The organism is Streptomyces sp. NPDC048197, assembly GCF_043202395.1.
GTDB classification, from domain to species: Bacteria; Actinomycetota; Actinomycetes; order Streptomycetales; family Streptomycetaceae; genus Streptomyces; species Streptomyces siderophoricus.
Genome location: NZ_JBIDAJ010000053.1, coordinates 1 through 25,417, shown reverse-complemented (window position 1 = coordinate 25,417; position 25,417 = coordinate 1). Strand labels below are relative to the sequence as shown.

The window sequence follows — 25,417 nt, the reverse complement described above, 5'->3', positions numbered from 1 at the left end:
CAGGCCAGAAGCAGCAGGAGGCCAGGAACAGCAGTAGGCCAGGAGCAGCAGGAGCGGTAAGAACCGGAGAGTCACGTCACTGGCAGCCGTCGGGGCCGCCGGCCCCAACCCCTCAGTGGCGGTTCCTGGGCCGCTTCGGGCTCTTCGGCTTGCGGGCTGCCGGGTTGCCCGTACGGGTGCCGCGGCGGCGTTCGTGGCGTTCGCGGGCCGCGGCGTACTCGGCGCGGTGCAGCCGCTCCCCCGGGGCCTCGACCAGGCTGCGGCAGAAGTACGCCAGCAGGGACCCGATGAAGCCGATGAGCATCAGGCTCTGCCCGGATTGATCTGCCGCGCCCGCCGCCGGCGCGCCGGGGCGGCGTACGAAGCCGTCCCAGGTGCGGCGGAAGGCCAGCGCGCTGCAGATGGCGAAGCCGGCGACCACCAGGATGCCGACGAACGGGCCGACCGCGGCGATCTCCAGCCCCTGGAACGCGAAGCGCAGCACGACGGCCCCGGCCGCGGCGAGCGCCAGCGAGCCCACCGCGACGCCGGCGCGGCGCAGCGCGTAGCCGCCGTCGTGGTGGACCCAGGTGGTGCCGAAGAAACGGATCGGCTCCGGCCGCGGGCCGTCGCTCTCCGGCCCGCCGGCGTCCGCACGGCCGGGGGACGGCGTCTGCTCGTCGCTCATGGCACCGATTATCCCCGCGCCCTCATCACAGGACGCGGAGCCCACGGACCCCACTCAGCCCAAGCAGCACGCACGCACCACGGAGCTCAACCCAAGGAGCCCGCACGCCCCACAACACTCAGCCCAAGCGGGGCGCGCCCCGCGCGGCCCTCACCCCATGCAGCGCGGCGCGACCATGCCGTCGCTGCCGGTGTGGACGTACGTGTCGGAGATGTACTGGCCGGGGCCGATGCTGTCCCAGATGTCCGAGGTGCCGTACGGGCCGCTGACCCGCTCCCCGTGCCGCTGGCAGCGGATCTCGATCCGTGCGCCCTCCGCCAGCCGCCGGACGACCGGGTAGTCGGTGCCGGGGCCCTTGCGGACCTTGACGCGGTAGCCGGGCGCGACCGGATAGCTGAGCCCCCCGGCTGCGGCGAGCACCTGGCCGTCGTCGACCGGCTCCGCGGATTCGGATTCCTGCGTCGTCGTCATGTCCGTTCCCCCGTTGACGATTCTCCGGCCGGCGGCGCCGGCCCGGTGGTACCACGCCCAGCGGCGCCGGGCGGGTTATGTGACGCCCGGCGGTGCCGGGCCGGTTCTATGGCACCCAGCGATGCCGGACGAGTTATGTGACTCCCAGCGATACCGAGCCGGTTCTGTGACTGACGCCCAGCGGTGCCGAGCGGGTTGCGCGACGCCCGGCAGTGCCGGACGAGCCATGTGACGCCCAGCGATACCGAGCCGGTTCTGTGACGCCCAGCAGTGCCGGGCCGGTTGTGCCACGCGCACGCTAGCAAGCCTCAGCGCTTTCGTACGTGCCATCGACTAGGCTCCGCGCGTCGCACCTGCGACCGATTGGCACGGGGAATGACACGGGGGTGGAACCATGCCAGCGCTGCGCGATTCCGGCATCGGCCCGGAAGCGGAGCGTCCGGAATATGCCGGGAAATACCGGCTGGAAGCGCGGCTCGGGGCCGGCGGTATGGGCGTGGTCCATCTGGCCCGCTCCTCCTCCGGACTGTTGCTCGCGGTCAAGGTCATCCATGCGGAATTCGCCCAGGACCCGGAGTTCCGGGGGCGGTTCCGGCAGGAGGTGGCGGCCGCCCGCCGGGTCAGCGGGGCCTTCACGGCCCCCGTCGTGGACGCCGACCCGGACGCCGGGCGCCCCTGGATGGCCACCCTCCACATTCCCGGCCCGACGCTTTCCGATCATGTGAAGCGGAACGGCCCGCTGACCCCCGGCGAGGTGCGCCGGCTGGCCGCCGGGCTCGCCGAGGCACTGCGCGACATCCACCGCGCCGGGGTCGTGCACCGCGATCTGAAGCCGGGGAACGTACTGCTCGCCGCGGACGGGCCGAAAGTCATCGACTTCGGCATCTCGCGGCCGTCCGACAGCGATATGCGCACCGAGACCGGCAAGTTGATCGGTACGCCGCCGTTCATGGCGCCCGAGCAGTTCCAGCGGCCGCGCGAGGTCGGCCCGGCGGCGGACGTCTTCGCGCTGGGCTCGGTGCTGGTGCACGCCGCCACCGGGCGCGGCCCGTTCGACTCGGAGAGCCCGTACATCGTCGCGTACCAGGTGGTGCACGACGACGCCGATCTCGCGGGCGTACCGCGGGAGTTGGTGCCGCTGATCGAGAGCTGCCTGGCCAAGGACCCGGCGGACCGGCCCACGCCGGACGCCCTGATGGAGCTGCTGCAGACCGACGCACCCGAGGACGACCCGGTGCCGGGCACGGTGGCGGGCGCGGTGGCCGGTGCGGTGCCGGGCGCGCTGCCGGGACTGACGGCGGGCGTGCCGCCCGGGGAGGACGGGGAGGCAGGGGAGGCCAGGGAGGCCGGAACGCGGGGTGCGCCGCCCTCGGGTGCGCCGTTGCTGTCGCCGCATCCGAGCGGTCCAGGTCCGCGCATTCCCGAGCAGCGCATTCCCGAGCAGCGCGGCGGGGCGGACACGCCCGGCCCCTCGCGCGCGGAGACCACGCACGTACGGGCCGCCGCCCCCCTGCCCACAGCGATACCGGAGGCGCCCGCACCAACGGGCACAACCGCACCACCGGACTCACCAGCTCCGCCCCGGCCGCCGGAGGGCGCCCACCGGCAGGAGGGCCCGCATCCCGGGCGCCCCCAGCGCCGCGCCCCGCTCACCGCCATGGCCCTCGCCGTGACCGTGGCCGTCGCCACCGTCTTCACCGGCATCCGGCTCCTGGCCCCCGCCTCCGGCGAGGACCCCGCGCTCCAGACCCACCCGCCCCGCACCGCCACCGGCGACGCCCGCCCCTGGCGGACCACGCTCACCCCGCGTCCCCGGGGCCACGACGCCGAGATGGCGTACTGCACCGGCGGCTCCGGCGCCGTCTTCTGCGGCCAGTCCGGGCTCCCCGCCGCCCGGCTCGACCCCGACACCGGCCACGTGGCCTGGCGGCGCACCGGCGCCCCCGCCGGCAAACAGGCCACGACCCCGACCGCGCCCGTGCTCTCCGGCGGACTGCTCTACGTCTTCTCCGCCGACGGCAAACGGCTCTCGGCCCTCGACCCCTCCCCCGGCGGCCGGGGCGCCACCCGCTGGAGCAAGGACGTCTCCGGTTACGAGGGCGGCGCCGCCGTCATCGGCGACCGCGTGCTGCTGACCGCCTCGGACGGCACGGTCACCGCGCTGGACAGCGCCACCCACCGGCAGCGCTGGCACAAGCGCTTCGCCGGCCACGAACTGCCGCTGTTCACGGCGTTCGCCGGCGCGCCGGGCACCGCGTACGCCGCCGAGCCCACCGCCGACGGCACCCACTCCCAGGTCACCGCCATCGACCCGGCCACCGGCACGGTCCGCTGGGCGCACCGGCTGCCCGGCCTCCTCACCCCGGCGGGACCGGCCGGATCGCCCGGCCGGGCGGGGAACGGTGGGTCCGGGGCCTCCCGGGCCCTGTTCCTCACCGTCACCGACCCCAAGCTGTCGTACCGGACCACCGGCGTCCTCCGCTACGACCCCGCCACCGGCCACACCCGCACCCTGCCGGTGACCGGCTCACCCGACCAGGTCTCCGCCGTCGTGCACGGCGAGACCGTGTATCTCCTCGGCGAGGGCGGTGCGTTGCAGGCCACCGGGGCACACCACTGGTACACCGAGACGTCGGTGAGCCGGGGGTCGGTGCCGGTGGTGAGCGGCGGCCGGCTGTTCTTCAGCGCGGCCGACGGCCGGCTGATCGCCGTCGACACCGCCAACGGCGGGGTCGTGGGCCAGACCCGGCCGCGGCTGTCCGGCACCCGCAGCAACGGCTATCTGGAGACGGTGCCCGCCCCCTGGACCGACGCCCGCCGCGGCCGGATCTACGCGGCGGCCCCCGACGGCACGGTGTTCTCCGCCCCGCTGGAGGACCCGTCCAGCTGGTAGGGCCGCACGGTCCGCAGCGGGGTGTCGATGAACATCGGCCCGCTCATGGCGTCGTAGGCGTACGGACTCCGGTGCCGTGGCAGCGGCACGCGACGCGGGGACGGCTGCCCGGAGGACCGCCCGGTCGGACCGTTCACCGCCCCGCCGCCTTCCTCAACGCCGCGATCAGCTTGAACGTCGTCTCCAGATTGCACCGCCCCAACTCGATCAGCGGACGCGGGTGTTGGTAGCTGTACGACACCGGGTCGACGCTCAGCGACGGCAGCACGATCCCGGTCCGCGCCAGCGCCCTCATCAATTCGTCGCACGCCGCTTCCGCCGCCGCGTTCGCCGTGATCCGTTCCGCGGTCATCCTGACCAACCAGCCCTTCTGTCGTTCGCCTGCCCGGAACTCCGGAGGCCGACTACTGTGCGTATTCCAGCCATCACCAGGATGCATGCGGAGAAGGGCGCGAATGCCCCTTGCCGGGCGTACTTCGTCGCGCCGTGACGCTAGTTCCACACCTTCCACGAAGGAGGTCGCCATGCCGCCGAGACGAGCGGTCACCGGCCGCAGCCAGGAGCCGCGCCAACGCTTCGTGGAGGAGCTGCGATTACTGCGCACCCGCAAGGGCGACAGCCTCCGCCAGCTCGGCGAGACGCTGGGCTGGGACTGGTCCCTCTTCGGCAAGATGGAGGGCGGCCAGACCCTCGGCAGCCCCGAGGTCGTCCAGGCCCTGGACCAGCACTACGGGACACCTGGACTGCTGCTGACGCTTTGGGAGTTGGCGGCGGGGGATCCTACGCAGTTCCGCGAGCGGTACCGGCGGTACATGACGCTGGAGGCGGAGGCGGTGAGCTTGTGGCACTTCGGCGTGAGCACGGTGCACGGACTGCTGCAGACGACGGAGTACGCACGTGCGGTGCTCGCGGTGGGCGGCATCAAAGGCGACGAGCTGACACGCCAGGTCGAGGCACGCATAGGCCGCCGCCAGCTGCTGACCGGTGAAGACGCACCGCCCTTCCGGACGATCCTGTCCGAGGCTGTGCTGCGCACCTCTCTGCCCAACAGCCAGGACTGGCAGCGGCAGTTGCAGGCTCTTGCCGAGGCAGCCGAGCGCCCGAACATCACGCTCCATGTACTGCCTCATGATTCCGGTCCTCACGGCCTAGTCAGTACGGACGTGATCTTCCTGCGACTCCCCGACGGCCGAACCGTGGCTTACACCGAGAACGCCCATCGTGGTGAACTCATCGAGGAAACCGGGCCGGTTGAGCGATTGCAACGCGCGTACGATGCGGTGCGTGACCTGGCCCTGAGCCCGGCCGAATCGCGGAAGTTCGTCATGCGGATGTTGGAGGAAGTGCCGTGCGAGCCATCGACCTGAGCACCGTCACGTGGCGCAAGTCCAGCTACAGCAACTCCGACGGCGGCCAGTGCATCGAGGTGTCCGATGACCTCCTGAGCACCGTCACCTGGCGCAAGTCCAGCCACAGCAACCCGGACGGCGGCGCGTGCCTCGAAGTCTCCGACGACCACCCCGCCCTCGTCCCCGTCCGTGACAGCAAGGACCCGCACGGCCCCGCGCTGGTCTTCCCCGCCGCGGCCTGGGGGGCGTTCGTCACGGCGGTGAAGGACGGCGGCCTGTAGCGGTAGGCGATCTACGCAATCCGGCCCCCGTCGCACGCGACGGGGGCCGGAGCCGTTTCAGGGGCCGCGGGCCTCAGCCCAGCAGGCTCACGTCCCGCACCGCGCCCTTGTCCGCGCTGGTGGCCATCGCGGCGTAGGCGCGCAGGGCCGCGGAGACCTTGCGTTCGCGGTTCTTGGGGGCGTAGACGCCGCCGAGGGCCTCGCGGCGGGCCGCCAGCTCCTCGTCACCGACCAGCAGCTCGATCGTGCGGTTCGGGATGTCGATGCGGATCCGGTCGCCGTCCTCGACGAGGGCGATCGTGCCGCCGCCGGCCGCCTCGGGGGAGGCGTGGCCGATGGACAGGCCGGACGTGCCGCCGGAGAAGCGGCCGTCGGTGATCAGCGCGCAGGTCTTCCCCAGGCCCCGGCCCTTCAGGTACGAGGTCGGGTAGAGCATCTCCTGCATGCCGGGGCCGCCCTTGGGGCCCTCGTAGCGGATGACGACCACGTCGCCGTCCTTGACCTGCTTGTTGAGGATTTTTTCGACGGCCTGTTCCTGGGACTCGCAGACCACGGCCGGGCCTTCGAAGGTCCAGATGGACTCGTCGACACCGGCGGTCTTCACGACGCAGCCGTCGACGGCCAGGTTGCCCTTGAGGACGGCGAGGCCGCCGTCCTTGGAGTAGGCGTGCTCGGCCGAGCGGATGCAGCCGCCCTCGGCGTCTTCGTCCAGCGCCTCCCAGCGCTTGGACTGGGAGAAGGCCTCCGCGGACCGCTCACACCCCGGCGCCGCGTGCCACAGCTCGACGGCCTCCGCGGACGGCGAACCGCCGCGCACGTCCCAGGTCTTGAGCCAGTCGGCGAGCGACGGGCTGTGGACGGAGTTCACGTCCTCGTTGAGGAGGCCGGCGCGGTGCAGCTCGCCGAGCAGGGCCGGGATGCCGCCGGCGCGGTGCACGTCCTCCATGTAGTACGTGCGGTCCTTGGCGACGTTGGGAGCCACCTTCGCCAGGCAGGGGACCCGGCGCGAGACGGCGTCGATCGCTTCGAGGCCGAAGGGGACGCCCGCCTCCTGGGCGGCGGCGAGCAGGTGCAGGATCGTGTTGGTCGAGCCGCCCATGGCGATGTCCAGGGCCATGGCGTTCTCGAACGCGTCGAAGGTGGCGATGTTGCGCGGCAGGACCGACTCGTCGCCGCCCTCGTAGTAGCGCTGGGTGAGCTCGACGACCGTACGGCCGGCCTTCTCGTACAGCGCCTTGCGGGCGGTGTGCGTGGCCAGCACCGAGCCGTTGCCCGGCAGGGAGAGGCCGATGGCTTCGGTCAGGCAGTTCATCGAGTTGGCGGTGAACATGCCGGAACAGGACCCGCAGGTCGGGCAGGCGTTCTCCTCGATGCGGAGGATGTCCGCGTCGGAGATCTTGTCGTTCACCGCGTCCGAGATCGCGTCGACCAGGTCGAGGGTGCGGACCGTGCCGTCGACGAGGGTGGCCCGGCCGGACTCCATCGGGCCGCCGGAGACGAAGACGGTCGGGATGTTGAGCCGCAGCGCGGCGTTCAGCATGCCCGGGGTGATCTTGTCGCAGTTGGAGATGCAGATCAGCGCGTCGGCGCAGTGCGCCTCGACCATGTACTCCACGCTGTCCGCGATCAGGTCGCGGGAGGGCAGGGAGTACAGCATGCCGCCGTGGCCCATGGCGATGCCGTCGTCGACGGCGATGGTGTTGAACTCGCGCGGGATGCCGCCGGCCGCCTTGACCGCCTCACTGACGATCCGGCCGACCGGCTGGAGGTGGGTGTGGCCCGGCACGAACTCGGTGAAGGAGTTCGCCACGGCGATGATCGGCTTGCGGCCGATGTCCGCGCCCGCTACGCCCGAGGCGCGCATAAGGGCGCGGGCGCCCGCCATGTTGCGGCCGTGGGTAACGGTGCGGGACCTCAGCTCGGGCACGATGGTCACTCCCTCGGGATACGTACGTTCAGCCGTACAGCAGCAGCGGCATACCGCAGCTGATCCCGAGGTTACGCTCTTGATCCAAGATCCGGACACTGACTCCGGTATGTGAGACGGGTGACCGGAGTGCGGACGGCCGGGAGCGCACCCACCGCGGCGGGCCGGCCAGGCGGACCGTTTCTCCCCGTGCCGGCAGGAGACCCGGTCAGGACCCCGGCACCCAGGTCGGCGAGGCCAGGTGCAGCCGGGTGAAGGCCAGCGCCTCGGCCAGGTCGGCTTCGCGTTCGGCGGCGGACATCGCCCGGCGGGTGTTGACCTCGACGACCACGTGGCCGGAGAAGTTGTTCGCGGCCAGCCGCTCCAGCACCTCGGCGCAGGGCTGGCTGCCGCGGCCCGGTACGAGGTGCTCGTCCTTGGCGGAGCCGTTGCCGTCGGCGAGGTGGACGTGCGCCAGCCGGTCGCCCATCCGCTCCACCATGTCCAGCGCGTCGTTGCGGGCCGTCGCGGTGTGCGACAGGTCGACGGTGAAGTGCCGGTAGTCGTCGTTGGTGGGGTCCCAGTCCGGGGCGTACGCCAGCATCTCGCGGTCGCGGTAGCGCCAGGGGTACATGTTCTCGACGGCGAACCGCACGTCCGTCTCGTTCGCCATCCGCCACACCCCGCGGACGAAATCCCGGGCGTAGCTGCGCTGCCAGCGGAACGGCGGGTGGACGACCACGGTGGAGGCGCCGAGCTTCTCGGCGGCGTTGCGGGCGCGCTGCAGCTTGACCCACGGGTCGGTCGACCAGACCCGCTGGGTGATCAGCAGACAGGGCGCGTGCACGGCCAGGACCGGCACGCCGTGGTAGTCGGAGAGCCGGCGCAGCGCCTCGATGTCCTGGCTGACCGGGTCGGTCCACACCATGACCTCGACGCCGTCGTAGCCCAGGCGCGCGGCGATCTCGAAGGCCGTCGCCGTCGACTCCGGATACACCGAGGCCGTGGACAGCGCGACCTTCGCATCCGGGATGCGCACCACAGGCTCTGTCACGAGGGACAGCGTACGGGCCGGAGCTGTGCGCAGGGCGGGAGGTCCGGGCCCCTCGCGTCCGCCGTTGTGGCTTGTGGGGCGGGGGGTACGCAGGTGGCGGGGCCGATCGGCGGCGTGACGAGTCTCACGTGCGTGTCTTCGCCTCCGCCCGCGGCCCGGGCCGGTCCGGCAACCGCCGCAGCCGCCCTACGCACCAGCCCGCCGGCCCGGCCGGACCCGAGGGGACACCCACCTACGGCAGGTGGCCCGGGCACCTACGGCAAGCGGTCCAGGCACCTACGGCAGGTGGGTCCAGGCACCTACGGCAGGTGGTCCAGCCGCCGCAGGATGACTCCCTCGCGGAGCGCCCACGGGCAGATCTCCAGGGTCTCCACCCCGAACAGGTCCATCGCCGCCTCGGCGACCAGCGCCCCGGCCAGCAGCTGCCGCGCCCGGCCCTCGGACACCCCGGGCAGCTCGGACCGCTCCCGCGCGGACATCCCGGCCAGCTTCGGCACCCACTCCTCCAGCTTCTTGTGGGTCAGCTCGCGCTGGACGTAGAGACCCTCGGCCGAGCGGGCGGCACCGGCGATCCGGGCCAGCTGCCGGAACGTCTTGGACGTGCCGACGATCTGGTCGGGAGTGCCGTAGCGGCTGAACTCGCTCACCACGCGGGCGATCTCGGCCCGCACCCGGCGGCGCAGCGTGCGGACGTCCTCGGGATCGGGCGGGTCCCCGGGCAGCCCGGCCGCGGTCAGCCGGCCGGCGCCCAGCGGCAGCGACACCGCCACGTCCGGGTCCTCGTCGAGGCCGTAGGCGATCTCCAGCGAACCGCCGCCGATGTCCAGGACCAGCAGCCGGCCCGCGGACCAGCCCAGCCACCGGCGGGCGGCGAGGAACGTGAGCCGCGCCTCGTCCTCACCGGAGAGCACCTGCAGCTCCACCTCGGTCTCCTCGGCGACCCGGCGCAGCACGTCCTCCCCGTTCGACGCCTCCCGCACCGCGGACGTCGCGAACGGCAGCACGCTCTCCACACCCTTGTCCTCGGCCACCTGCAGCGCCTCCCGGACGGTGGCCACCAGCCGCTCCACCCCGGCCTCGCTTATCGCGCCGTCGTCGAGGAGCTCGGCCAGCCGCAGTTCCGCCTTGTGCGAGTAGGCGGGCAACGGCCGCGCGCCGGGGTGTGCGTCCACCACCAGCAGATGGACCGTATTCGAACCCACATCGAGGACACCGAGTCTCATACGGGGAAACCTACTGCGACGCCCGGCAGGGCTCGTCGGCGCGGTGGGCCCCCGGCCCCTCCGGGTGCAGCGGAACGCGCCGTACGCTGGACCCGTGGCAAAGACGAAAAAGGCGAAGCACGAAAAAGCGCCGAAGAAGGCAGAAAAGCGGCGCGCCCAGGCGGCCGAGGGGAACCAGCCCCCGGCCGACGAGGTCGGACTCGACTTCGCCCGCGCCTGGGTCACCTTCCCCGACCCGGCCGACGACGAACAGATCTTCCGCTGCGACCTGACCTGGCTGACGTCCCGCTGGACCTGCATCTTCGGCAGCGGCTGCCAGGGCATCCAGGCCGGCCGGGCGGACGACGGGTGCTGCACGCTCGGCGCGCACTTCTCGGACGACGACGACGAGAAGCGGGTCGCCGAGCACGTGGCGCGGCTCACGCCCGACCTGTGGCAGTTCCACGACGTGGGCACCGACAGCGGCTGGGTCGAGGTCGACGACGACGGCGAACGGCAGACCCGCCGCTGGCAGGGCTCCTGCATCTTCCAGAACCGTCCCGGCTTCGAGGGCGGCGCCGGCTGCTCGCTGCACATCCTCGCGCTGCGCGAGGGCCGCGAGCCGCTGGAGACCAAGCCCGACGTCTGCTGGCAGCTGCCGGTCCGGCGCACCTTCGACTGGATCGACCGGCCCGACGACACCCAGGTGCTGCAGGTCACCATCGGCGAGTACGACCGGCGCGGCTGGGGCCCCGGCGGCCACGACCTGCACTGGTGGTGCACCTCCGCGACCTCGGCGCACGGCGCGGGCGAACCGGTCTACGTCTCGTACAAGCCGGAACTGACCGAGCTGATGGGCAAGAAGGGCTACGCCAAGCTCGCCGAGCTGTGCGAACAGCGGCTGGCGGCGCAGCTGCCGATGGCCCCGCACCCGGCGGACCCCCGGCCGTAGGCCCACCGGAACCACCGCCGTACCCCGCCCGGTCCCGCCCGGCCCGCCGCTCAGCGGGCCGGGCGGGTCGTGTTCGACGGGGTGTCCGAGGGCTTGAAGGGCGTCGGCCCGGAGGTCGCCGTGGGGCCGCTCGGCGACGGGGTCGGCGACGGGTCCGAGGGGCCGGGCGTCGGGCTCGTCGGCGACGGGGTCGGCGCCGGAGCCGTGGGGGTGGGGTCCGTGGGCGTCGGCGTGTGCGGGGGACGCGACGGCGACGGGCCGGCCGGCGACGGGCCCTGCGGTCCGGTCGCCGGGCCGCCGTAGCCCTCCAGCGTGACCGCGGTGCCGCCCGGGTGGATGGCGATCCGGGTCCGCCAGCGGCCCGCCGGCTCCCGGTCGTGGTCGACGTAGACCGTGACCGTCGTGGACTGCCCGGGGCGCAGATAGCCCGCCGTCTGACTCATCTGCAGCCATGCCGCGCCCGGCGTCGCCGTCCAGTGCACCGGCTCACCGCCGGACGCGCTGATCGTGATCGCCGTCGTGCCGCCGCTGGGCTGCGCCGCGACCGTCAGCCGCCCCGGACCCGTCGCCGTACGGTCCGCCTCGCCCGGCCGCAGCGGGGTGCCGTCCGCGCCGATCACCGCGACCGACACGTCCGGCGTCCGGCCGTCGGCCCGGGTGGCCGGCGACGGCGTCGTCCTGGCGTTCCCGGCGTTCTCGTACCGGCCGTCGAGGCGCGCCCCGGCGTCCGTGTCGTTCGCCGTCACCGAGGGCGTGCCGTCCGCCGCGGTCTCCCCCGTGGCGGGCGCCCCGCGGTAGGCCGCCCACAGGGCCAGCACCGGCGCCGCGATGACCGTGGCGACCACCGTCGTGGTCAGGGCCCGGGCGCGCAGCCTGCGCCGCCGGGCCGACCGGTCCGGCGGCGGGCCCGCCGGGAAACCGCTGCGGTCGTAGCGAGGAGAACCGTTTGCCCCACCCGACCGGCCGCGGCGTCCGGCAACGGCGGAGCCGTCGGCCCGGCCCGTACGGGACCGCCGGGCCGCCGCCAGCGCCCCCAGAACCGCCTCCTGCGGCGCGGCGACCAGCGGCAGCGAACCCCGGACCGCCGGCGCGGTGCCCGGCCACGACCCCGGCACGGTCGCCCGCTCCGCGGTCCGCCGGCAGGTCACGCAGTCGTCGACGTGCCGCACCAGCTCCCGGCTCAGCGCCGCCCCCAGCAGCACCTGACTGTCCGCCGCCAGTTGCGCCACCTCCTTGCACCGGCCGGACTCGACGACGGCCAGCGCCGCCCGGGTCCGCTCGACCTCGCAGGAGGCGGTGGCGAGCAGCGCGCGGGTGGCGATCGGGTCGGCGCCGAGCACCGCGGCGACCTCGTCGGCGGAGAGCCGGTGCCGCACCGACAGCTCCAGCGCCTCCCGCTGCCCGGGAGAGGTGCCCGCGGCCTCCGGCCAGGCCAGCACGGCCAGCTCCCGCTGCCGCCGCTCGCCCTCGCGGGCCGCCACGGGACCGGAGCCGGTGGCGGTGGCGGGGCCGGTGGCCGGGCCGGTGGAGGTGGAGGCGGGGGCGACGGTGCCGATGCCCGAGCCGGTTCCGGAGCGGGAGCCGGTGCCGGTCCGCTCGGCGAGCCGCCGCAGACATGCCCAGCGGGCCAGCGCGTACAGCCAGGCGCGGTGCAGCGCCGGGTCGGCCGGGCGACGGTGGTGGTGCCGCTCGGCGAGCGCCAGCATCTCGCCGAGCACCGCGGTCGCCGCGTCGTGCTCGCACAGCACCGACAGGCAGTAGGTGAACAGGCCGTCCAGATACGGCTGATAGCCGTCACCGGGCTCCTCCGGGACACCCGGGGCGGGCGGCTGGAGGGGCCGGGAGGACGGCTGGGCGGACTGCGGACGGCTCCGGCGCCGGTCGTCGCCGCGCGACCGGTGTACGCCCGTGGGGTGCTCGGGCCTGCTGCTCATCACCCCGGCGACGGTAGGCGGATGATGCAGCCGGACTTACTCTCCCGGACCACTTTTAACCCTTACGGGTGACCATCTCCCTCAAAAGGGGACAGGAACCGCCCGCGGCGCCCAAAGCGCACGCGGCGTGCGCCACCCGGTCGGAGCAACGAGGCGGCGGGAGACGAGACGGGCAACGGCCCCGGGGCGGGGCCCGGCGGCGGACGCGGCACTGTCAGACCCCGCCGCTACGGTGATCCCCATGGCAACTCGTAAAGCGCCGGGCAAGGACCGCCCCTCGTACCGCTGCACCGAATGCGGCTGGACCACCGCCAAGTGGCTCGGCCGCTGCCCGGAATGCCAGGCGTGGGGCACGGTCGAGGAGTTCGGCGGCACCCCCGCCGTCCGCACCACCGCGCCCGGCCGGGTCACCACCGCCGCCCTGCCCATCGGCCAGGTCGACGGCAAGCAGGCCACCGCCCGCTCCACCGGCGTCGACGAGCTCGACCGCGTCCTCGGCGGCGGCCTGGTCCCCGGCGCCGTGGTCCTCCTCGCCGGCGAGCCCGGCGTCGGCAAATCCACCCTCCTCCTGGACGCCGCCGCCAAGTCCGCCTCCGCCGCCCACCCCACCCTCTACGTCACCGGCGAGGAATCCGCGAGCCAGGTCCGGCTCCGCGCCGACCGCATCGGCGCCCTCGACGACCACCTCTACCTCGCCGCCGAGACCGACCTCTCCGCCGTCCTCGGCCACCTCGACACCGTCAAGCCGTCCCTGCTGATCATGGACTCCGTCCAGACCGTCGCCTCCCCCGAGATCGACGGCGCCCCCGGCGGCATGGCCCAGGTCCGCGAGGTCGCCGGCGCCCTCATCCGCGCCTCCAAGGAACGCGGCATGTCCACCCTCCTCGTGGGCCACGTCACCAAGGACGGCGCCATCGCCGGCCCCCGCCTCCTGGAGCACCTCGTCGACGTCGTCCTGCACTTCGAAGGCGACCGGCACGCCCGCCTCCGCCTCGTCCGCGGCGTCAAGAACCGCTACGGCACCACCGACGAGGTCGGCTGCTTCGAACTCCACGACGAAGGCATCACCGGGCTCGCCGACCCCTCCGGCCTCTTCCTCACCCGCCGCGACGAACCGGTCCCCGGCACCTGCCTGACGGTGACCCTGGAGGGCCGCCGCCCGCTGGTGGCGGAGGTCCAGGCGCTCACCGTCGACTCCCAGATCCCCTCACCCCGGCGCACCACCTCCGGCCTGGAGACCTCCCGCGTCTCGATGATGCTCGCCGTCCTCGAACAGCGCGGCCGGATCAGCGCCCTCGGCAAACGCGACATCTACAGCGCCACCGTCGGCGGCGTGAAGCTCACCGAACCGGCCGCCGACCTCGCCGTCGCCCTCGCCCTCGCCAGCGCCGCCAGCGACACCCCGCTGCCCAAGAACCTCGTCGCCATCGGCGAGGTCGGCCTCGCCGGCGAGGTCAGACGCGTCACCGGCGTCCAGCGCAGGCTCTCCGAAGCCGCCCGGCTCGGCTTCACCCACGCCCTCGTCCCCACCGACCCCGGCAAGATCCCCGACGGGATGCGGGTGATGGAGGTCGCCGACGTCGGACAGGCGCTCACCGTCCTGCCCAAGCGCGTACGCCGGGAGGCCCCACAGGAGGAGGGTGTGCGCCGGTAGACTTTGCCCTGGTCTCGCCCGTCACCGCAGAATTGCCTGTCGGCCACGTACGCTCCGCTGGTACGCCAACCACAGGCTGATGCATCAACCACAGCAAGGGCCGGGCGGCCCGCGGACCGACAGACCGTGCGACGGAGGAGTGCAGTGGCAGCCAACGACCGGGCATCGACTCCCGGCAGGTCCGGCGGGGGATCCGGCACCGAGAGCCTGATGCGCGCCTCGCTGAGCGCCGTCGCCCCCGGCACGGCCCTGCGCGACGGCCTGGAGCGCATCCTCCGCGGCAACACGGGCGGCCTGATCGTCCTCGGCTTCGACAAGACCGTCGAGACCATGTGCACCGGCGGCTTCGTCCTCGACGTCGAATTCACCGCCACCCGCCTCCGCGAGCTGTGCAAACTCGACGGCGCACTGGTCCTCGACAAGGACATCACCAAGATCCTCCGGGCCGGCGTCCAGCTCGTCCCCGACGCCTCCATCCCCACCGAGGAGACCGGCACCCGCCACCGCACCGCCCAGCGCGTCTCCATCCAGGCCGGCTTCCCCGTCGTCTCCGTCAGCCAGTCCATGCGGCTGATCGCGCTCTACGTCGACGGCGAGCGCCGCGTCCTGGAGGAATCCGCGGCCATCCTCTCCCGCGCCAACCAGGCCCTGGCCACCCTGGAGCGCTACAAGCTCCGCCTCGACGAGGTCGCCGGCACCCTCTCCGCCCTGGAGATCGAGGACCTGGTGACCGTACGGGACGTGACCGCCGTCGCCCAGCGGCTGGAAATGGTCCGCCGCATCGCCACCGAGATCGCCGAATACGTCGTCGAACTCGGCACCGACGGCCGGCTGCTCGCCCTCCAGCTCGAAGAGCTCATCGCCGGCGTCGAACCGGAACGCGAACTGGTCGTCCGCGACTACGTCCCCGAGCCCACCGCCAAGCGCGCCCGCACGGTCTCCGAGGCGCTCGCCGAACTGGACTCCCTCACCCACGCCGAACTCCTCGAACTCCCCAACGTGGCCCGCGCACTGGGCTACAGCGGCGCCCCCGAGACCCTCGACTCCGCCGTCTCCCCGCGCGGCTTCCGCCTCCTGGCGAAGGTCCCCCGCCTCCCCGGCACCGTCATCGACCGCCTCGTCGACCACTTCGGCGGCCTCCAGAAACTCCTCGCCGCCAGCGTCGACGACCTCCAGACCGTCGACGGCGTCGGCGAAGCCCGCGCCCGCTCCGTCCGCGAGGGCCTCTCCCGCCTGGCGGAATCCTCGATCCTGGAGCGGTACGTGTAGGTGGGGCGGGTGGAGGGGGCCTCGGGGCCTACCGCAGAACCGCCGCCTCCTTCGCCTCCGCCAGCCCCACCGCCGGCCGGTCCGGACGCTGGGGCGCCACCCCGCCGATGCTCCGCAACCACGCCCACGTATCGGCCACCGTCTCGGCAACCGGCCGGCACCGCAGCCCCGTCGCCAGCGCCCGGGACACATCCGCCCCGTACATCGCATCCCGCAACTCACCCGGCGCCAGCCACACCGGCAACTCGGTCCACGGCTCCACACCGGCCGCGAGCACGTCCTCCGGCGCCGTCCAGCGCAGCTCCGCGTCCGAGCCGGTGACCTCCACACAGCTCTCCAGCAACTCCCCCATGGTGCCGTGCCCGACCTCGCTCACCAGGTTGTACGCCCCGCCGAGCCCGGCCTCCAGCGCGTCGAGCGTCCACTCCGCGAGATCACGCACATCGATGTACTGCAGCGCCATCTCCCGCGGCCCCGGCGCGAGCACCGGCCCACCACGGGCGATCCGGCCCAGCCACCACGGCAGCCGCCCGATGTTCTCGTACGGCCCGAGGATCAGCCCGGCCCGCACCAGCAGCGCCCGCTCCCCGAACGCCTCCAGGGCCGCCAACTCCCCGCCCCGCTTGGCCGCCGCGTAGTCCTCGGCGTCCGTGGCATCCGCGGACCCCGTCACCAGCGGCCCGTCCTCGTCCAGCCCGTACGCCGCCGGGTACGCGTACACCGACCGGCTGGACACGTACGCATACCTGCCGACCCGCCCGGCCAACAGCCGCGCCGCGTCCCGCACCGCCGAGGGCGCACCGCTCCAGGTGTCCACGACGGCGTCCCATTCCCCGGCCCGCAACGCCGCGAGGCCCTCCGGGCCCACTTCCCCCCGTTCACCGTGCAGGACCGCCGCGCCCTCCGGCGCCGCATGCCGCCCCCGGTGGAAGACCGTCACCTGCCAACCCCGCGCCAGCGCCGCCTCGGTGACCGCCCGCCCCACGAACTCCGTACCGCCCAGCATCAGTAGCTTCATACCGCCGACTGTGCCGGACCGCGCCGACCCGAACCAGCACCGCACGCCGTCAGCGGAATCCCTACCAGCGGAATTACCGGAGCCCCCGCCTCCGAACCGCGGACGTCTCACGCCCAACGGTGAACGGTGAACGGTGAACGGTGAACGGTGAACGGTGAACGGCCAACGGTGGTGAACGCACACACCCAACGCTCGCCCCGAGGCCCGACCCCTTACGTTGGCCGACGCCCGCCGAGGGCCGACGCCCGACAGTGGACGACGACGCCCGAACAGTGGACGAGGGGGCGCTATGAACGAGGGACGCTATGAACGACGGGGGCGACGCGGCTCAGTCTTCTGCCAGGACGAACGACGTACGGGCGGACTTCAAGCCCGGCACCTTGGCCTCGATCCGGTACTTGCCGGCCGGGACCATGGCCGAACTGGGCGTCGCGCACTGCGGTCCGCTCGCCCGACGGTCCCACTCGACGGTGCGCTTCACGGAGCCGTTGGCCGGCACCTGCAACAGTGCCGGCGCGGTGCCCGAGGGGCAGTCGTTCGAGGCCCACACCCGGTCGTCACCTGCGGCGTCGCTGATCGTGAGCACCGCCGCCTTCCGCCCGAGGTCCACCTTGCAGGCCGCGTCGGCCGTGTTCTTGACGGTCAGCTCGAACTGCGGCTTCTTGCCCGGCGCGTACGAGCCCTTCACGCTCCGCAGCACCAACTCGACATCGGGATCAGTGCAGTTGGGCAACGAAGAACTGGCCGGAACACCCTTCCCGGACCCCTGGCCGATCGGCCCGCCGGCTCCCGCGCCACCGCCCGACGCTCCGCCCCCGGAACCACCGCCGGCCCCGCCGTCCTCACCGCCGGCGCCGCTCCCGCCGTCCGACGAGCCCGCACCACTGCCGGAACCGGAGTCATCCCCTGACTCCCCTCCGGACCCCGACTCACCGCGCCCGCCCGGCTTTTGGCTGATCGCCGGGCCCGCGGACGAGGGTCCGGGCGTGATCGACGTCGCGGGCCCCTTGCCGTGCGCACCGCCCTTGCCCTCGTCGCCGCTGTTGTCGCCGCCGCCCAAGTTGAGGGCCCACACGACCAGTAGGGCGAGCAGTACGACGATGGCCAGCGCAATGGCCCTCCGCCGCCAGTAGATGGAGGAGGGAAGCGGCCCGATCGGATTGCGCAGTGATCCCACGCGGAAACTCTACGAGAGATCAGCAGCCGCACCGGCCACTACCCGCCGCATGAGACTGCAACTTTTCCCATGATCAGCCTGGCCCTCACTGCCCACACCCGCCCAACCCCCCACACACACCCCTTCCACCCCACCAACCCCACACATCCACCACCCCCCAAGCACCGCCGCCCAACCCCACACCCCCACCGCCCTCATGCACCACCACCCACACCCACCCCTCGCCCCACGACCAACCCACCACCCCCACGGCGCGGGCAGCGCCCCCACAGTGCGGGCAGCACCCCCCAAACCACAGGACGGGCAGCATCCCCGGGCCCACCACGCGGGCAGCATCCCCGGGCCCACCACGCGGGCAGCATCCCCGGGCCCACCACGCGGGCAGCATCCTCTGGGCCACCGCATAGGGCAGCATCCCCCCGGGCCACCGCGCGGGTAGCGTTCCCGGCGGCACCCAGCGCCTACGCCCCCTCCGGAGGCGGCCACTCCACCTTGTGGCCGAAGCCCTGGCCGTTGTCGATCAGCCGTAGCCAGTCAGGGCGTAGTTCCCAGAGGGTGGTGCGTTCCAACGCGCCCCGGAGCCGCTCGTCCGCCTCGACGAAGGGGAAGCGTCGGGTATAGGCCCGCCAGCCGGCGTCTCGCTCGGCGCCCGACAGAGTCCGGCAGCGACCCCTGCCCTGAATTCCCGTCAGCGCGCTCCACTCCTGGCCGTCGCGCTGCACCGTGAAGGCGACCCGTGCCCCCGGGTCGGCCAGAGCCCGTCCGTGGCGCGTCGTGGTCGCCGTGACGAAGTACAGCACCGGCCCGCCGACCGCACCGCTCGCGGCGGCGGGGGCGGCGGGGGCGGCGGGGGCGGCGGGGGCGGCGGCAGTGTCGGTGGCGTACAGGACCGCGCAGGCCTGGGGGCCGTCCTCGTCCACGTACGCCAGGGTGACCGTCGTGTGGGCGGCCAGTGCCTGCTGGATCACACGCGGGCAGGGCGGGGAGCTCCCGACTGCCGCGCCACCATGCACCGACTCGCCACCATGCACTGACTCGCCACCTTGCACCGAGTCACCGCCACGCCCTGACTCATCGCCGCGCACGGACCGGTTGCCGCGCACGGACCGGTCGCCTCGTACGGGTTCCCCACCACGAACGGGCCCACCGCCACGAACGGGCTCCCCGCCACGCGCAGGGGCACTGTTGCGCTTGCGCAAGGGCTCGCCGGCGCTGTTGTCCGGCTTCGCCGTACGGCCACCACTCGCTTCTGGTGTCTCGGGCATCTGCCTGTCGCTGTCGTTCGTCTTCGCCATATCCGTATCCCGGCCTTGTGCCCTGCCCTATACCCGCGCCCTGCGCCCTGCGCCCTGCGCCTTGCGCTTCCTGCGCCCCGTGCATTTTCCAGCGGCCCTCGGCTGGCCCCGAGCCGACCTCGGGCTGAACCGCCCAGCCGCCCATGCGCCCATGCGCCCAGCTGACCGTGCCCTGCCACGTCCCCAGCCTGCCCGACCTTGCCGCGTCCCCGGCCTTGCCCGACCGTGCCGCACCCCCGCCTGCGCGACTCTCCCGCGTCTCCGCCTCGCTCGGTCCTGCCGCGCCCTGTCCGGCCCCGCCGCGTCTCCAGCCTGCCCGGCCCTGCCTCGCCGCGCCTTATCTACCCTGCTTGCCTCGTCCTGCCTCGTCCTCCCTCGTCCTGCCTTGGTCCGCCTTGTCGTTCTGCCTTGTCGCCTCCTTCTTGTTCCGGCAACGATTACGGAGAGTAATCAGTTCCCTCGGAGTGTAATGAGTTTTGGTAAGGCTTGCGGAGTCGGTCTTGCGGGGGTGGCGTACCGGCGGTAGCGGCCAAGCGTGCGTATGTGGTCGTCCTGCGAGTGGGTGGGCGTGCGGCGGGGCGCGGCCGGTGCGTTTCCTGGGCGCGTGCGGACGTGCCAGGATCGTCGGTGCCATGACTTCGACGCCTGTCACCTCATCTGCCACGTCCGACGCCGCCGAGACCGCTTCCGCCGCCGTTCCGGCCGCGGAGGCCGCAGACGGGACCGCGCTGCACGGGCCGGTCACCGACTGGTTCGACGAGCATGCCCGCGATCTGCCCTGGCGCCGCCCCGAGGCGGGCGCCTGGGGTGTGATGGTGAGCGAGTTCATGCTCCAGCAGACGCCGGTCAGCAGAGTGCTGCCGGTGTACGAGCAGTGGCTGGCCCGCTGGCCGCGCCCCGCCGACCTGGCCGCCGAGGCGCCGGGCGAGGCGGTCCGCGCCTGGGGCCGGCTCGGTTATCCGCGGCGCGCGCTGCGGTTGCACGCCGCCGCGTCCGCCATACAGGAGCGGCACGGCGGTGACGTCCCGCGTGAGCACGCCCAGCTGCTGGCGCTGCCCGGCGTCGGCGAGTACACCGCCGCGGCGGTCGCCTCGTTCGCGTACGGGCAGCGGCACGCGGTGCTGGACACCAACGTGCGGCGGGTGTTCGCGCGCGCGGTCGCCGGCCGGCAGTTCCCGCCGAACGCCACCACCGCCGCCGAGCGCAAGCTCGCCCGCCAACTGCTGCCCGAGGACGAGGGGCTGGCGGCGCGCTGGGCGGCGGCGACGATGGAGCTGGGGGCGCTGTTGTGTACGGCGCGCACGCCGGAGTGCCACCGTTGCCCGATCGCCTCGCGGTGCGCGTGGCGGCTGGCCGGCTCCCCGGCGCACGACGGTCCGCCGCGGCGCACCCAGACGTACGCCGGTACCGACCGGCAGGTGCGCGGGAAGCTGCTCGCGGTGCTGCGGGAGGCGGTGGCGCCGGTTCCGCAGCAGGTGCTGGACGCGGTGTGGGACGAGCCGGTGCAGCGCGCCCGGGCACTGGACGGGCTGGTCTCGGACGGCCTGGTGGAGCCGGTGGGCGGTGGCCGGTACCGGTTGCCGCTGTCGTAGGCGGGACCCGGAGCTCGGGCTCGATCGATGTAGTCGGTCGAGTTCGAGCGAGTAGTCGGCCGAGTTACTGGTGCCGGTACTTCGCCTTTGCCCGTGCGTAACCGCGCCCGTGGGCACCCCTACGCAACCGCCGCCCGGCCCCCACATACCCCCGCACACCCACACCGCCCACCTCCCCCAGGGGCGGCTGCGCACGCAGCCGCCCCTGACTGGCTTTCACGGCTGAAAAGGGGCGGTAATTGGCTGGATGGTGATTCTTCGGTCGGGCGGCGGCACGGTAACCCGCTGGCGGGGACTCGTGCGCTGCACGAGTAGACGAGTAGCCATGACGGATGCCATGACGAACGCCCGACAGCTGCCCGACGGGTGTCACGACAGCCGCCCGACGGCTGCCACGGCGGCTGCCCGGCAGGTGTCATGACGAATGCCGTAAGCCTCATGGGCCTTTGGGCGGGGGTGCTGTCCGTCCGGAGTATGACGGGGCGGGGGTCGCCGTCCCCCCGAGGTATGACCCCCGGCGGGCTGTTACACAACCGAGGGTTTTCCGTGCACTCGCTGTGGGGCCCACGCACATTACGTCGCAACACCCCCTCCGTAGCGTCTTCCACGTGCTGGAGATGACCGCCAGCGCAGTCAACGTGGGGAATCGCAAGCGGATCGGAGGCGTCGGGATGGCGACCAGCGGCGGCAAGGTACTGGACTTCGAAGAGTACGTGCGGACGCGGCAGGAGGCCCTGCTGCGCAGCGCCCGGCGTCTGGTGCCCGATCCGGTCGACGCCCAGGACCTGCTGCAGACGGCGCTGGTGCGTACGTACGGCCGCTGGGACGGGATCGCGGACAAGTCGCTGGCCGACGCCTACCTCCGCCGCGTCATGATCAACACCCGTACGGAGTGGTGGCGGGCCCGCAAGCTGGAGGAGGTGCCCACCGAGCAGCTGCCGGACGCGAGCGTGGACGACGGCACCGAGCAGCGCGCGGACCGGGCGCTGCTGATGGACATCCTCGGGGTGCTGGCCCCCAAGCAGCGCAGTGTGGTCGTGCTGCGGCACTGGGAGCAGATGAGCACGGAGGAGACGGCTGCGGCGCTCGGGATGTCCACGGGCACGGTCAAGAGCACGCTGCACCGTGCGCTGGCGCGGCTGCGTCAGGAGCTGCAGGCCCGCGACATCGACGCGCGGATGCTGGAGCGCGGCGAGCAGGAGCGGGCGCGCCAGGACCAGGAGCGGTGCGCGGCCTGACGTGCGGAGGAGCGGCTCCCCGGGCACGCGCGTGACAAATGTGTGAAAACGGTCACGTGGTCCGGAGTCGTACGGTTCACCGGTCGAGGCGTCACAATCGCATGAGGGAATACCCCGGGACACCCCCGGAACAGCCCGGAACACTTCGGGAACCCCCGGGGCACTCCCCGGAACACCCCCGAACACTTCGGGAACCCCCGGGAACCTCTCGGAACACCTCAGGAACGGCTTCGCCGGACGGCAGCGCGCCGCTCGGCGGACGGCATTCCGTAGCGATGACGGCTTTCACTCAGCAACGAGGACCACGACCACCGCGGGATCACAAGCACTGCGAGGATCACAAGCACCACGAGGACCACGACCCCCACGCAGACCGACGACTATCGTCACTTCAGAACCCTCAGAGCCTTCAGAGCCTCCAGGCACGTCAGTCACTCGGCCTTCAGGCCCTTCAGTCACTCACGAACAGCAGCGGGATCGGCGGCTGTGCGAGCAGCACGGTGAGCAGGAGCGGATTGTCCAGGAACAGGTTGACCAGGATCGGGTTGACCAGAGGCGGCGCGGCCACGGCGGGGGTGGCCGCCGTCGGCCTTTTGCTGGCCGGGTGCAATCCGGGGGGCGAGGGTGTGCGCAGCGAGGGGTCGGCGAGCAGCACCCCGGCGCCCAAGGCGGCGGCGAGCAGCATGCCGAGTCCGACCTCGTCGGCCGGGTACAAGAAGGTCGACGCGGTCCGGCTGATGCGCAACGATCCGAAGGTCGGCGCGGATGTGAAGAAGTCCCTGTACAAGCCGTGCGCCGCCGACGAGTATCCGGTGGAGGTGACGTACGCGTCGCTGACCGGCGGTTCGTCGCCCGATGTCATCGTCAACGTCATGACCTGCGCGGATTCGGTGGGGATCGGGTCCTACGTGTACCGCAGGGACAGCGGGGCGAAGGACGGGTATGACAACGTGTATGCCAATGAGCAGCCGTCGGTCTCGGCCGCGGTCAACAAGGGTCAGCTGGAGGTTTCGAAGCAGACCTACGCGGCCGGCGACCAGGTGTGCTGTCCGTCCGGTGAGGACGTGACGACGTACCGCTGGGCGGGCGGCCGCTTCCGCCAGGACGACGAGTACCACACCGACTACAGCAAGACCACCGTCGACAGCATCCCGGCGCCGGATGACAGCGGCGCGGGACCGGAGGGTTGAGACAACCGCATGGCCGACACCCATGTGCTTTTCGTCGAGGACGATGACGTGATCCGTGAGGCGACGCAGCTCGCGCTGGAGCGGGACGGATTCGTGGTCACCGCGATGCCGGACGGGCTCGCGGGGCTGGAGGCGTTCCGTGCGAACCGTCCGGACATCGCGCTGCTCGACGTGATGGTGCCGGGGCTGGACGGGGTGAGTCTGTGCCGGCGGATCCGGGACGAGTCGACGGTTCCGGTGATCATGCTGTCGGCGCGGGCCGACTCGATCGATGTGGTGCTGGGCCTGGAGGCGGGTGCCGACGACTACGTCACCAAGCCGTTCGACGGGGCGGTGCTGGTGGCGCGGATCCGTGCGGTGCTGCGCCGTTTCGGCCATGCCAGTGGCCCGGACGGCGCCAAGCCGGCCGCGGCGGCGGACGCCGGCCCGGACGAGGCGGTGCTGCGCTTCGGTGATCTGGAGGTCGACACCGAGGGCATGGAGGTCCGCAAGGGCGGCGAGAACGTGGCGCTGACGCCGACCGAGATGCGGCTGCTGCTGGAGTTCTCCAACGCGCCGGGTACGGTCCTCTCGCGCGACCGGCTGCTGGAGCGGGTGTGGGACTACGGCTGGGGCGGTGACACCCGGGTCGTGGACGTCCACGTCCAGCGGCTGCGCGGCAAGATCGGCCAGGACCGGATCGAGACGGTCCGCGGTTTTGGATACAAGCTGAGAGGCTGACGCCGGCGGTGGTGAGGCTGGCCCTGCGGACAGGGCTGAGATGGAAGCTCAGTGCCGCGATCGCGCTCGTCGGAGCGCTGGTCGCGATCGCGCTGAGCCTCGTCGTGCACAATGCGGCCCGCCATTCCATGCTCGACAACAGCCGGGACGTGCAGGTCGAGCGGCTGAATTTCACCCAGAAGATCTTCGAGTCGACCAGCCGGCTGCAGTTCGGGGCGAAGCTCGACGATCCGGCGCTGCCGGGGCCGCTGCGCCGGGAGGTCGCGGAGAACGAGCGCGCGACGTATCTGCAGGACACCGGGGAGACGGCGCCGGAGGTGTGGGCGGCGACGCCGTTGAGCGACGGCCGGGTGCTGTCGATGCACGACCGTTTCCCGGACCGTTTCGCCGTGCTGGACGATCTCGACCAGGCGCTGCTGATCGGTTCGACCGCCGTGGTGGTGGGCGGCTGTGCGCTGGGCGTACTGGTCGGCGGGCGGCTGTCCAAGCGGCTGCGGAAGGCGGCCGCGGCGGCGGGGAAGCTGGCCGACGGGGACCGGTCGGTACGGATCCGGGACGAGGTCGGCGGCCGGGTCCGGGACGAGACGGACGATCTGGCGTGGGCGGTGGACGCCATGTCGGACGCGCTCCAGGAGCGGATCGAGGCCGAACGGCGGGTGACCGCGGACATCGCCCATGAGCTGCGTACGCCGGTCACGGGTCTGCTGACCGCGGCCGAGCTGCTGCCGCCGGGCCGCCCGTCGGAGCTGGTCCGGGACCGTGCGCAGGCGCTGCGGACGCTCGTCGAGGACGTCCTGGAGGTGGCCCGGCTGGACGGCTACGCCGAGCGCGCCGAGCTGCAGGACGTGGCGCTGGGCGAGTTCGTCACCCGCCGGGTGCGGGCCCTGGACCCGGACATCCGGATCGATGTCGTACGGGACTCCGAGGCGACCACCGATCCGCGCCGGCTGGAGCGGATCCTGGGCAATCTGATCGCGAACGCGGCGCGGCACGGCAAGCCGCCGATCGAGGTGACGGTCGAGGGCCGGGTGCTGCGGGTGCGCGATCACGGGCCCGGTTTCCCGGAGGCGCTGCTCCGCGAGGGGCCGAGCCGGTTCCGCACCGGCAGCAGCGACCGGGCGGGCCGCGGCCACGGGCTGGGCCTGACCATCGCGGCAGGCCAGGCCCGCGTGCTGGGCGCACGTCTGACCTTCCGCAACGCGGACGAAGTGACGGACGGCTCGACGGGCGCGATCTCCGTCCTCTGGCTACCGGAGAACGCCCCGACGAATACGGGCAGCTTTCCCGTCATCCACCTTCCGGATCGGTAGCCCACGTACCCGTCTGTCCCACCGCGGGTCGTCTCGCCGGTGCGCGCTTTGCGGCGCCCCGTACGTACCCGTCTGTCCCGCCGCGGGTCGTCTCGCCGGTGCGCTTTGCGGCGCCCCGTACGTACCCGTCTCTCGCGCCGCGGGGCTTGGTCGCCGTTGCGCCTGCGGCGGGCTGGGTGGGTGTCGGGTGCGGTGACGGACCTCCGGGGCCGGTTGTGTGGACTGCTGACGCTTTACGTCCACAC

General features: G+C 72.8%; 22 protein-coding genes. 11 read left to right on the top strand and 11 right to left on the bottom strand.

Annotation, left to right across the window (positions count from 1 at the left end; all coding sequences use genetic code 11):
• Positions 1-112 precede the first annotated feature (112 nt).
• Both ACGF4C_RS36995 and ACGF4C_RS36990 read right to left on the bottom strand, forming a co-directional pair.
• Positions 113-667, bottom strand: a complete 555-nt coding sequence (locus tag ACGF4C_RS36995) for a hypothetical protein (RefSeq protein ID WP_393572655.1) — start codon at positions 665-667, stop codon at positions 113-115.
• A gap of 150 nt (positions 668-817) precedes the next feature.
• Complete coding sequence (locus tag ACGF4C_RS36990; protein ID WP_051823611.1) at positions 818-1,138, bottom strand: peptidase; 321 nt, start codon at positions 1,136-1,138, stop codon at positions 818-820.
• A gap of 394 nt (positions 1,139-1,532) precedes the next feature.
• On the opposite strand from ACGF4C_RS36990, the gene ACGF4C_RS36985 reads away from it, so the two are divergent.
• Positions 1,533-4,031 (top strand): PQQ-binding-like beta-propeller repeat protein, encoded by a 2,499-nt coding sequence (locus tag ACGF4C_RS36985; protein ID WP_393572652.1) that lies wholly within the window; start codon positions 1,533-1,535, stop codon positions 4,029-4,031.
• A 133-nt stretch (positions 4,032-4,164) separates the two neighbouring features.
• On the opposite strand, the gene ACGF4C_RS36980 is transcribed toward ACGF4C_RS36985, so the two are convergent.
• Positions 4,165-4,383 (bottom strand): hypothetical protein, encoded by a 219-nt coding sequence (locus ACGF4C_RS36980; RefSeq protein WP_030814821.1) that lies wholly within the window; start codon positions 4,381-4,383, stop codon positions 4,165-4,167.
• A gap of 172 nt (positions 4,384-4,555) precedes the next feature.
• Between ACGF4C_RS36980 and ACGF4C_RS36975 the strand changes: the two genes are divergently transcribed.
• Positions 4,556-5,398 carry a helix-turn-helix domain-containing protein gene (locus tag ACGF4C_RS36975; protein ID WP_393572650.1) on the top strand — a complete coding sequence of 281 codons (843 nt, stop codon included), beginning with the start codon at positions 4,556-4,558 and terminating at the stop codon, positions 5,396-5,398.
• On the top strand, positions 5,380-5,661 hold the full coding sequence (locus ACGF4C_RS36970) for a DUF397 domain-containing protein (RefSeq protein WP_393572648.1): 282 nt from the start codon (positions 5,380-5,382) through the stop codon (positions 5,659-5,661). Before ACGF4C_RS36975 ends, ACGF4C_RS36970 begins: the two co-directional genes overlap by 19 nt.
• Before the next feature lie 73 nt (positions 5,662-5,734).
• Here the strand turns inward: ACGF4C_RS36970 and ilvD are convergent, their stop codons facing one another.
• The 3 genes from ilvD to ACGF4C_RS36955 form a co-directional block, all read right to left on the bottom strand.
• On the bottom strand, positions 5,735-7,588 hold the full coding sequence (gene ilvD / locus ACGF4C_RS36965) for a dihydroxy-acid dehydratase (RefSeq protein ID WP_393572646.1): 1,854 nt from the start codon (positions 7,586-7,588) through the stop codon (positions 5,735-5,737).
• Between the two features lie 208 nt (positions 7,589-7,796).
• Positions 7,797-8,621: a sugar phosphate isomerase/epimerase gene (locus ACGF4C_RS36960; RefSeq protein ID WP_199816451.1), complete on the bottom strand. Its 825-nt coding sequence runs from the start codon at positions 8,619-8,621 to the stop codon at positions 7,797-7,799.
• Between the two features lie 299 nt (positions 8,622-8,920).
• Positions 8,921-9,844, bottom strand: coding sequence for a Ppx/GppA family phosphatase (locus tag ACGF4C_RS36955; RefSeq protein WP_393572643.1), 924 nt, complete (start codon positions 9,842-9,844; stop codon positions 8,921-8,923).
• A gap of 94 nt (positions 9,845-9,938) precedes the next feature.
• On the opposite strand from ACGF4C_RS36955, the gene ACGF4C_RS36950 reads away from it, so the two are divergent.
• The gene (locus ACGF4C_RS36950; RefSeq protein WP_393572641.1) at positions 9,939-10,775 is read left to right on the top strand and encodes a hypothetical protein; all 837 of its coding nucleotides are present in this window, start codon (positions 9,939-9,941) and stop codon (positions 10,773-10,775) included.
• Positions 10,776-10,825: 50 nt separating this feature from the next.
• Here the strand turns inward: ACGF4C_RS36950 and ACGF4C_RS36945 are convergent, their stop codons facing one another.
• A complete protein-coding gene (locus ACGF4C_RS36945; RefSeq protein WP_393572639.1) occupies positions 10,826-12,709 on the bottom strand; it encodes a sigma-70 family RNA polymerase sigma factor in 1,884 nt (627 codons plus the stop codon).
• A 241-nt stretch (positions 12,710-12,950) separates the two neighbouring features.
• Here ACGF4C_RS36945 and radA point away from each other — a divergent pair, with 241 nt between their 5' ends.
• Both radA and disA read left to right on the top strand, forming a co-directional pair.
• Complete coding sequence (radA, locus tag ACGF4C_RS36940) at positions 12,951-14,363, top strand: DNA repair protein RadA (RefSeq protein ID WP_393572637.1); 1,413 nt, start codon at positions 12,951-12,953, stop codon at positions 14,361-14,363.
• A 144-nt stretch (positions 14,364-14,507) separates the two neighbouring features.
• Complete coding sequence (gene disA, locus ACGF4C_RS36935) at positions 14,508-15,632, top strand: DNA integrity scanning diadenylate cyclase DisA (protein ID WP_030415811.1); 1,125 nt, start codon at positions 14,508-14,510, stop codon at positions 15,630-15,632.
• A 28-nt stretch (positions 15,633-15,660) separates the two neighbouring features.
• On the opposite strand, the gene ACGF4C_RS36930 is transcribed toward disA, so the two are convergent.
• The 3 genes from ACGF4C_RS36930 to ACGF4C_RS36920 form a co-directional block, all read right to left on the bottom strand.
• Positions 15,661-16,650 carry an NAD-dependent epimerase/dehydratase family protein gene (locus ACGF4C_RS36930; RefSeq protein WP_393572635.1) on the bottom strand — a complete coding sequence of 330 codons (990 nt, stop codon included), beginning with the start codon at positions 16,648-16,650 and terminating at the stop codon, positions 15,661-15,663.
• Between the two features lie 328 nt (positions 16,651-16,978).
• On the bottom strand, positions 16,979-17,827 hold the full coding sequence (locus tag ACGF4C_RS36925) for a hypothetical protein (protein ID WP_393572633.1): 849 nt from the start codon (positions 17,825-17,827) through the stop codon (positions 16,979-16,981).
• Between the two features lie 461 nt (positions 17,828-18,288).
• Positions 18,289-18,795 carry a pyridoxamine 5'-phosphate oxidase family protein gene (locus ACGF4C_RS36920; RefSeq protein ID WP_393572631.1) on the bottom strand — a complete coding sequence of 169 codons (507 nt, stop codon included), beginning with the start codon at positions 18,793-18,795 and terminating at the stop codon, positions 18,289-18,291.
• Positions 18,796-19,754: 959 nt separating this feature from the next.
• Between ACGF4C_RS36920 and ACGF4C_RS36915 the strand changes: the two genes are divergently transcribed.
• A complete protein-coding gene (locus tag ACGF4C_RS36915) occupies positions 19,755-20,714 on the top strand; it encodes an A/G-specific adenine glycosylase (protein WP_362147499.1) in 960 nt (319 codons plus the stop codon).
• 671 nt (positions 20,715-21,385) lie between these two features.
• On the top strand, positions 21,386-21,952 hold the full coding sequence (locus tag ACGF4C_RS36910) for a SigE family RNA polymerase sigma factor (protein ID WP_030417146.1): 567 nt from the start codon (positions 21,386-21,388) through the stop codon (positions 21,950-21,952).
• A gap of 451 nt (positions 21,953-22,403) precedes the next feature.
• On the opposite strand, the gene ACGF4C_RS36905 is transcribed toward ACGF4C_RS36910, so the two are convergent.
• Entirely contained in the window at positions 22,404-22,637 is a 234-nt protein-coding gene (locus ACGF4C_RS36905) for a hypothetical protein (protein ID WP_393572629.1), read from the bottom strand.
• Between ACGF4C_RS36905 and ACGF4C_RS36900 the strand changes: the two genes are divergently transcribed.
• From ACGF4C_RS36900 to cseC, 3 genes are read left to right on the top strand one after another with little or no spacing between them, the layout of a single operon-like run.
• Positions 22,636-23,142, top strand: coding sequence for a hypothetical protein (locus ACGF4C_RS36900; RefSeq protein WP_393572627.1), 507 nt, complete (start codon positions 22,636-22,638; stop codon positions 23,140-23,142). The two genes, ACGF4C_RS36905 and ACGF4C_RS36900, sit on opposite strands and share 2 nt — an antisense overlap.
• Before the next feature lie 9 nt (positions 23,143-23,151).
• Positions 23,152-23,862 (top strand): two-component system response regulator CseB, encoded by a 711-nt coding sequence (gene cseB, locus ACGF4C_RS36895; protein ID WP_351536993.1) that lies wholly within the window; start codon positions 23,152-23,154, stop codon positions 23,860-23,862.
• Positions 23,863-23,870: 8 nt separating this feature from the next.
• Positions 23,871-25,172 carry a two-component system sensor histidine kinase CseC gene (gene cseC, locus ACGF4C_RS36890; protein WP_393572624.1) on the top strand — a complete coding sequence of 434 codons (1,302 nt, stop codon included), beginning with the start codon at positions 23,871-23,873 and terminating at the stop codon, positions 25,170-25,172.
• Positions 25,173-25,417: the final 245 nt, after the last annotated feature.